The 6,425-nt window shown below is 38.2% G+C and carries 6 protein-coding genes; 1 reads left to right on the top strand and 5 read right to left on the bottom strand.

Annotated features, from left to right (window positions below; all coding sequences use genetic code 11):
* On the bottom strand, positions 1-107 hold a 107-nt coding region (locus CXF62_RS14610; RefSeq protein WP_145990546.1), incomplete at its 3' end, for a transposase.
* A gap of 470 nt (positions 108-577) precedes the next feature.
* Here CXF62_RS14610 and CXF62_RS09095 point away from each other — a divergent pair.
* The gene (locus tag CXF62_RS09095; RefSeq protein ID WP_228153209.1) at positions 578-1,453 is read left to right on the top strand and encodes an IS3 family transposase; all 876 of its coding nucleotides are present in this window, start codon (positions 578-580) and stop codon (positions 1,451-1,453) included.
* A gap of 29 nt (positions 1,454-1,482) precedes the next feature.
* On the opposite strand, the gene CXF62_RS09090 is transcribed toward CXF62_RS09095, so the two are convergent.
* Genes CXF62_RS09090 through CXF62_RS09075 form a run of 4 tightly spaced genes read right to left on the bottom strand, consistent with a single transcriptional unit; the run spans position 1,483 to position 6,386 of the window.
* Positions 1,483-3,072: a hypothetical protein gene (locus CXF62_RS09090; RefSeq protein ID WP_095570344.1), complete on the bottom strand. Its 1,590-nt coding sequence runs from the start codon at positions 3,070-3,072 to the stop codon at positions 1,483-1,485.
* Between the two features lie 13 nt (positions 3,073-3,085).
* The gene (locus CXF62_RS09085; protein WP_095570343.1) at positions 3,086-3,784 is read right to left on the bottom strand and encodes an OmpA/MotB family protein; all 699 of its coding nucleotides are present in this window, start codon (positions 3,782-3,784) and stop codon (positions 3,086-3,088) included.
* A gap of 12 nt (positions 3,785-3,796) precedes the next feature.
* Positions 3,797-5,950 carry a hypothetical protein gene (locus CXF62_RS09080; RefSeq protein WP_102094035.1) on the bottom strand — a complete coding sequence of 718 codons (2,154 nt, stop codon included), beginning with the start codon at positions 5,948-5,950 and terminating at the stop codon, positions 3,797-3,799.
* A gap of 31 nt (positions 5,951-5,981) precedes the next feature.
* The gene (locus CXF62_RS09075) at positions 5,982-6,386 is read right to left on the bottom strand and encodes a hypothetical protein (RefSeq protein ID WP_102094033.1); all 405 of its coding nucleotides are present in this window, start codon (positions 6,384-6,386) and stop codon (positions 5,982-5,984) included.
* Between the last annotated feature and the right edge of the window lie 39 nt (positions 6,387-6,425).

The following is a 6,425-nucleotide window of genomic DNA, read 5'->3' as shown; positions in this document are numbered from 1 at the left end:
ATGCCAAGGTGCTTTGCGGTCGCTGAGATATTGCCATTATTGTCTGCTATCTTCTTGACGGCCTCGGCTTTAAATTCGTCACTGTAGCTTCTTATTTTCTTGGTCATGATAAACTCCGATTAATACGCTTAGTTTACCAAGTTTAGGTGTACGGTTTTTTCAGCATAGCTCAACAGTCTGGGAGACTGTTTTAGTGACGCAAGGCATAGCGATAGCGAAGTACCAAAAGGTGGTTATGAGGACATCGCTGAGGCTAAAAGTGCCATTATTGATTATATCTGGAACTACTATCAAACCGTGAGACCACATAGTTTTAATGATTATTTGCCACCAGCAGAAAAAGAGAGACGTTACTTTAATCAAAACCTCTTATTAGCTGTCCTAAATTAGTTGACCACTACACTCAGTACCGTCAAGAAATAAATGGCGAAGCACCTAAAGTCGGCAACGCCTTAACAGATGAGCAGCGAGAGCTCCAAGAACTGCGTAAACAGGTTAAACGGCTGACTATGGAGCGAGACATACTAAAAAAGGCTTCTGCTCTGCTGGCCTTGGACAGCCTGAACGGCTATCGTTAATCAGTCAACTTGCAGAGCAAGACAAGCAGGTCAATAAAAGCCTTCTGTGCAAGCTGTTTGGCGTGATGAAGAGTAGTTACTACTATGGACTAAAGCCCAAGCCAATTAGCCTTGAAGCCGTCAAAACTAGAGCCTTAATACGTCAAATATTCAACGATTCAAAGCACTCAGCAGGTGCTCGTAGCATTGCCGCCATCATGATGAATGAACATGGCATCAAGCTGACTCGTTATATAGCAGGTAAACTCATGGCGCAGATGGGACTTCAAAGTCGTCAAATAAAAATGCATAAATATAAGCACGCTGATAACACGCATAAAATCCATGGAAACCTATTGAACCATAACTTTAGCCCAACAGCACCCAATCAAGTTTGGACAGGTGATGTGACCTATATTCGCATCAAAGGCGGCTGGTGCTACCTAGCCGTTACTTTAGACTTGTATGCCCGTCGTATTGTTGGCTTTTCTGTATCAGATTCCCCTGATAGCGCACTGACCGCTAAGGCGTTGCAGATGGCGTATCAGACTCGCTTAAAGCCAAGTGGCGTGTTGTTTCACTCTGATCAAGGTACCCACACCAGTAAGACATTCGCTGAATCCGTGGCCAGTTGTAATGGCATAACGCAAAGTATGAGCCGTCGCGGAAACTGTTGGGATAATGCCCCAACAGAACGATTCTTTAGAAGCCTTAAAACAGAATGGATACCAAAAGGTGGTTATGAGAATATCGATGAGGCATCAACCGCCATTACTGACTATATTGGGGGCTATTATCAAACCGTGAGACCGCATACTTTCAATAATTATCTAACACCAGCTGAAAAAGAGAAACGCTACTTTGATAAAAATCTCTTATCAGGTGTCCTAGATTAGTTGACCACTACAATCCTAGAGTGGTTCAATCATCCATGCCGTACATGACGCTTTTGGTAGCTAATAGCATATTTATCCAACTCATCTTTGTGACGAGAGTATTTATACCAACGCTCTATATTTTCTAATCGTCCTTTATGGTCTATATTCTTACTTGGATTGATAAAGCTATCACCAAAAGTAGGCGTGTACACAAACCTATTAGGATTACCCATAATGATTTTAAAACTCTCTTTCAGGCACATTGCCATATCTCGTTGCCACAAAAACATATGATCATGGATAAGATTGAGTTCAATGTTATTAAAAACATGGCTTTCTATTTCATTAGGTTGTAATGCGCTATCTAGGAGCGCCACACTGCTCGTCATCACTAAGTCAGCTTTCCCTCCTGTGTTAACTAAAGGCTGAATAAAGTAATAATCATCAAACTTAAGTAAGACTGTTGGTACCGAAGCTACATTTTCTGCAATCATTGAACTAGAGTAATTTAAGGTGGACTCCTTACTCACCAATTTAATGTTAGCAGTGGCAAATATAGGTTGGTACTTAGCTTGTTGATTACTAGGAATCAATAACCAATAATCGATAATATGCTGCTGGTAGTTTGTCCAAAATATATAGCGGTTGATAGAGATACTACGATTACTTTCAATATCTTCATCGTTGACTTGCGCGATGTACCTCACCGCTTTTTCTAATTGGTAATAGTTTCCTGCCCCCAGCCAGCAACGCAGAATCTGTTGATATTCTTTACCTAATAATTGCTTGAATGCAGGATTTTTATTCCACTCTTTTAGCCATATATGAATATCCGTAAATTTGTGCGTTTGCTTTTCGAGTGTCGATAAATCTGTTTTGAAGTAACGATTACTAAAAATCGATTCAGCACGACTGACGGCAGAATGTATATCGGACCGACGCTTGAGATAAGGGTTAATGGCGCGGCTATAGGAAGATAGTTGTTTTTCTGTCAGTTTTAGATATAGAGCAAGCCACTCTTCATTTGCTTTACTTTCAAAATCCGTACTCACTGGCAGTTTATGCTTGGATAACAGTTGATGAACTGTAATATGGTTTTCTAATGCTACTGTAGCAAAATGGCTAGGTTGCTGAGACAATAAGGCTTTCACTGAAAGCTTAAGCATATTGTCTTGCCACTTATAACTATCATCTGCTAATAACATTCCTATTAGTGCTTTTAAGGCATATATATTAGCAAATTTCTCATACAACTCAGGGTTTCGCTGATATTGCAGTACCAATACTAAGCTGGCATATAGTGCCTGTTGATCCTCCATCTCTAGAGCAGATAGCCACCAATTATTAGTGACAGTTTTAGCAATGGCTTTATTTTTCCATTCTTCATTTTCGATGATCACTAATGCCAGTACATCAATAACACTAAAGGCACTGGTCTGGTTTATTTTTAAAGTATCAAATTTTTGCTCGGCACGTTTTTTAAGATCAGCATCGATATCCACTTCTTGCAAAACACTCAGATCCAATGTTTGCCAGGGCATGTTATCAAACAAGCTCTGATGAATTAATGATTTCATGGTGTCAGCATTAATGTGAGAAAAGTCGGCAATAAAATTAACAGACATACTTTTTTTCATAGCGAATAGTTACTCATATTTGTGGTGCTGAGGTCATTTGATTCAGTTTCTCAACTGTATCTTCTGGAGCTTTTAAAGAAGTCTCTTGGTCATCGCCTTCTTTGAACTCAAACCGTATGACCACGTTTCTATCATCTGGATTGGCGACTTCATCTGGGGTGCTGGCATCATTTTCGCCACGTCCAACGGCCGTCAGCTTCTGTAAAAATTGTTGTTTATAAGCAAATTCTGGCATGCTGTCGACGTGTGCCAAGATAGCGTTTGCACGCTGACTACTTAAGGTCATATTTGAGGTATAGCTACCAACTCTATCGGTGTGACCTTCAATGACAATACGATCAATCCTACTTTGTTGCTCCAGAGTCAATCCAAATATAGCTTTGGCATAGACTGGCATAATAATATCGAGGCTTTGTTTACCCTCGTCCTTAAGCGTAGCCTCTCCATAACCAAAATTGGTTTTTTCTGAAACAATAAGCCTTCCTGTTTTTTTATCAATATTGGCAGGGATACCCTTCTCTTCTAGTGCTTTTTTTAAATTGTCCGACACTGCCAAAATAATGGCATCTTTTTTATCTTGCTGCATAGACAAGATAGCAATACTCAATGCCAAAAATATTGCCATCAATCCTGTCATCATATCAGCCAAAGCAATCCAAGTGGTGGCATCCTCTTCATAACTCTCTAAAGGTTCATCGTCATACATTAGCATGTGTGTGCTCCTTTATTCGTCATCTTGATTTATGCTATTACTGGCAGTCAACAATACCGCGGAGGCAGTAATCATCTCTTTCATCATTTTTTCTAAAACTGCATTACTAGTGTTAAATTTATTAATATAAGCATCATTTAGCGTCTCAAAGGCTTTGGTAAATTCTTTTGGCATCGTCTGCCCTAATTCTTTAAGTGCGTCATTAATGTCATCAGTGTGATCTTGCATAGCTCGTAGGTCTTTGACTAACGTACTTTGACCTTTATTCAAAGTGGTTGCGATGGTTGCCATTTGATTCAGGAGTGGCCCATACACTTCGCGTGATCTATCTATAGTTTTTAATGATTCTTCATTAAGTTTTCGTTGTGCCTCATCCATACCTTCAAACTGCTTACCGAGTTGATCTGTCGTTTCCTGTAATCTCTTATTCTGGACGCCAAGGGTTTGCTCAAGGGCTTCATTCTGTTGTGTGAAGAAGGTATCTAGGCTAAATTGATACTCTGTTCTGAAGGCTTCTAATTCGTCTTTTAGTTTTTTTGAGGAGTCATCTAATGTCTTATCAATATCACCTAAAGTATCTCTTAATGCACTGGCACTAGAATCAATCAAGACAGCTGCTCGTGACCCTGTATCTGAAAGCTCATCGTTCATACGAGTTAAATGACCATTCATATTGCTATCGAATTTGACTAATACACCACCTAAATTTTCAACAACGTCTTCAGATATTTGAGTAATAACACCACTCATCGCCGTATTCATGGCGGTTGTTGCCAAGGTAATCGAACTTACCATTCCATTTTTAGCAGTCTCCATACCGTCTTCGATAGCAGGCTGAATACTTGCAAGGTTCTCTTTTAAACCCACATTAAAGTCTGTTAGCGTTTTGTCCTGAGTAACCTGCAACTCACCCATTTTAGCGACTGTCGATGATATTTCTTCGACACTGCTTTGTATTGCACCTTTCATAGCAGTGGTTGCTAATGTAATTGAGCTTGTCATGCCGTCTTCAGCAGCTTTCATACCCTTTTCAATGGCAGGCTGAATACCAGCAAGATTGTCTTGTAGATCAGTATTGAATTCTTTTAATGTTTTATCTTGATTTTGCTGTAACGTTTCCATCTGATCTACTGTAGACGCCATTGCGCTGACTAGTAAATTTGTATTTGTGACAAAATTACCCATCTGCTGAGTCACATCCCCCAGTTTTACAATCAACTGAGTGTTAGTGACTTGACTTTTATCAACTGCCTCAATAACTTTACTGGTCGTCTCATTGGTAGCGGCAATTTCATTTTTGATAGGTATTAATATATCTTCTTTTAAATCAGCCAATAACTTATGAATGACATCACTATTATTTTTTTCTAATGCCTGAGTCATTTTAGCTAAGGGTTCTGTGAGTACTTCTCCAATTTTTTCAGAAATAACATCGCCCAGCTTGTCCATATCGTAGCCAGTTTCGATATTTGTAATCGCACTAGACATACGAGTCAAAGTATTACTAAGAGTCATAAATAGTTGCTGCTGCGCTTCTGCTTGGGTTTTTTGCACATCACCTTGCTGCTTAGTCAGACCACTTATTTCTTGTAAATAATCACTTTGGATATTGGTTTTGGATGAAATATTAGCCAAATTGTTCAGATACTGACTATGGCTTTTCAGTTCATTTAAAGTTGACATATTAAGTGTATCTAACTTAGTTTGGCGACTTTGCATTTCAACTTTAGAATTAACTTTTTGATTTAAAATTTGATTGTTTCTACGAGCCAATATGGAGAAGTTAACAATCATAAAAAATATTGCAGAGCTTATACCTAATATAGAAAAACTAAAAACTGAACCTAAGCTTTTAATGAAGTCAGACAAATTTTCATTATTGATATTACCTAAATCATTTAGCTGTAACCCTACTAAAGATTCGGTAAGAGCAAAAAATGTACCTAATAGCCCTAAACTGGTTAAGATACTAGGCGCAAACTTTAGGATACTACTTGCGCCATTGTTAGTCTTTTTCAGCGCTAAAGCACCAGTTGCAATAAAAAATAAAAATGCTATTAAAATAGCAAAGAATATATAAGGGTTATGTTCTAATGCCATTGCCGTAATTTCAAATTTATTAAAAACCAGCCCAAGTATACTCTGTAATATATTACCTAAATCCATATGACTCTCAAATTAAACAAAAGGTTAAAGGTTAAAGGTTAAAAAAAAGTTGCTCTTTTTTGGTTAGATTTTCTAGCAAAACACTGTAGGGAATATGACATTTTCTATCTGGATGCTGACGAGCATAAAGTGAATAAAAAACACCATCTCCATTTATGCCTTTTTCATCAGGGTCAAGCATTAGTATCAAATCATGCTCTAGATATTCATTTAGTTGACTCTCGCTATAAGTCAGTCTTAATGCTGTAAGCTGGCAATTCTGTTTTTGGTTCAACAGTAAAGTACGTCTGCTTTTATAATAATTATTTTCAACTTTACTGAGTTCAGGAAGTGGGTTTGTACGTAAATAATCATCGCATTGATGCCATAGATTATTATAATAAACTGCATGAATTAGCCAAGTCGATGCATCTTGGGTCTGTAATGGTTCTAGCATTTCTATATTCCATATTGACTAATATTGAGCACTGAAATT

Source organism: Psychrobacter sp. MES7-P7E (assembly GCF_002863645.1).
GTDB lineage: Bacteria > Pseudomonadota > Gammaproteobacteria > Pseudomonadales > Moraxellaceae > Psychrobacter.
The sequence above is the reverse complement of the archived record's forward strand: the minus strand, read 5'-3'. Positions and strand labels throughout refer to the sequence as shown.

Bases quoted from the DNA above. Each gene is read 5' to 3' on its own strand.
- CXF62_RS09090 (WP_095570344.1), bottom strand. From the start codon at position 3,072: ATGAAAAAAAGTATGTCTGTTAATTTTATTGCCGACTTTTCTCACATT.
- CXF62_RS09075 (WP_102094033.1), bottom strand. From the start codon at position 6,386: ATGCTAGAACCATTACAGACCCAAGATGCATCGACTTGGCTAATTCAT.
- CXF62_RS09080 (WP_102094035.1), bottom strand. From the start codon at position 5,950: ATGGATTTAGGTAATATATTACAGAGTATACTTGGGCTGGTTTTTAAT.
- CXF62_RS09085 (WP_095570343.1), bottom strand. From the start codon at position 3,784: ATGCTAATGTATGACGATGAACCTTTAGAGAGTTATGAAGAGGATGCC.